Raw genomic sequence first — 1,607 nt, forward strand, 5'->3', positions numbered from 1 at the left:
GAAGTCTTTGTGAGAACTATATGTTATATTATCGGTAGCGTTTTGTCCCAAACGGCAAATGGCTTCCGATAGCGTGCAGCCTTCCAAGCGCATACAGAGGTCAATGATACTTCCGCCCCTACCTTCGGCATAGTCTATCCAGAGGTTCTTCTGTGTGTCCACCTTAAAACTCGGATGCATTTCCTCTCTGAGTGGTGAGCGGTACAGCGCATAGGAAGGTGTTCTGCGCAAGGGTTTGATACCTTTCCTTTCAAGATACTCCACGATGGAGTATCGCTTGATGAGTGATAAATCTTCTTCTTTCATTGCTTGAATAATTTAAGTGATTGAGTTATAATCGATTGTCTGAATTATATTTGATTACATTTGAATGAATTTCCCTTTTCCTAACTTTTTCCCCTCCAAACTTTTTCATCTTTCTTCTTACTACATACTATTTTGTGATAAGTGATTGATAATCAGTGTTACTTTGTAGTATAAGACAATACCACACATTCTACTACATTTGGCTACTACAAGTTTGAAGGAGCGGGCAGGGCAAGATTTTCCTAATCTTGTAGACATAGATGGGGCTACTACCGTTTCTTCGTTTGCTCACCTTTATGTATCCTGCTTTCTTCAAGGCTTCACCCATACGCTTGGCAACAAGTGGTTGGTGAGTATAAATACCCAAATAGGTGAGTATCTCCGTAGTGGTCATTAACGAATAGTTTTCATCCTCCGTTGGCTTCTCAAAGCAGCGTAGCAGTAGTTCCATTTCTGCGGTCTGCACTTGGAAATCCTCACTCTCTTTGTAAAGCTCTACTATCTCATTATCGTCAAACCAATAGCGGAAACCAGATTTTAACAGGGCTTTTGCTTCGGTATAGACACTATCCATTGAGATTGCCTTTGCTCGTTCTATGTCAATAGACAATACTTCAAAGGGCAGAAACCGCCTACTGCCTGTGGGGTCGGTAAGGAAATCGTTACCATTTACCGATGCAACGAAACTCGCCAAGTGTGGGTGTTCCTCCACATACTTGTCGTAAGGCATACGGTATTTGACCATCGGACAGGTGATGAGGTTTTTGAGCTCGTTCTCGTCCCGTTTGTTGAGGGCTTTGAGTTGGTCATCAATGTTTACGATGAGGTTTTGCCCGATATAAGTCAGCGTGTCCTTCTCCTGCGGATATATCTTACCCGTGTAGCTGTAACCGTGCAAGGCTGGCGGACAGAGCAAATCCAAAAACGTGGTTTTGAACTTTCCCTGCTCGCCCGTCAGCACGAGACAGGTGTGGTTTCGGCACTCACGGTCGTCCATTGCATTGGCGACCACTGCCACGAGCCATTTGGTGAGATATGGTAGCCATTTTTCATGATTGCGCATCACAACGCAACTTGCCAGTTCGGGAATGGCTTTCAGTGAAAGGGAAGAAATATCACAACAGCAATTGTTTTCATTATTGCCACTACTTTCATGATTACAACTATCGCTATTGCCACTATTATTACCACAGATATTACCAATATCCGTCAAGGGCAATCCCTTGAAATACTCCTGTATAGGGTTGATACGTGGAGAGAAGCTGCTCTCTATAATGGAATAGAGGTTGTCGGAAGATGTG

At 43.5% G+C, this 1,607-nt stretch carries 2 protein-coding genes; both read right to left on the bottom strand.

Annotation, left to right across the window (positions count from 1 at the left end):
- A partial coding sequence (locus H515_RS13455) for a CHC2 zinc finger domain-containing protein (protein WP_036891864.1) occupies window positions 1-306 on the bottom strand: 306 nt, incomplete at its 3' end.
- A gap of 193 nt (window positions 307-499) precedes the next feature.
- Window positions 500-1,607, bottom strand: a 1,108-nt coding sequence (locus tag H515_RS0110405; protein WP_025878253.1) for a VapE domain-containing protein, incomplete at its 5' end; no start/stop codon positions are given.

This window comes from Prevotella corporis DSM 18810 = JCM 8529 (genome assembly GCF_000430525.1).
In the GTDB taxonomy this organism is placed as follows: Bacteria; Bacteroidota; Bacteroidia; order Bacteroidales; family Bacteroidaceae; genus Prevotella; species Prevotella corporis.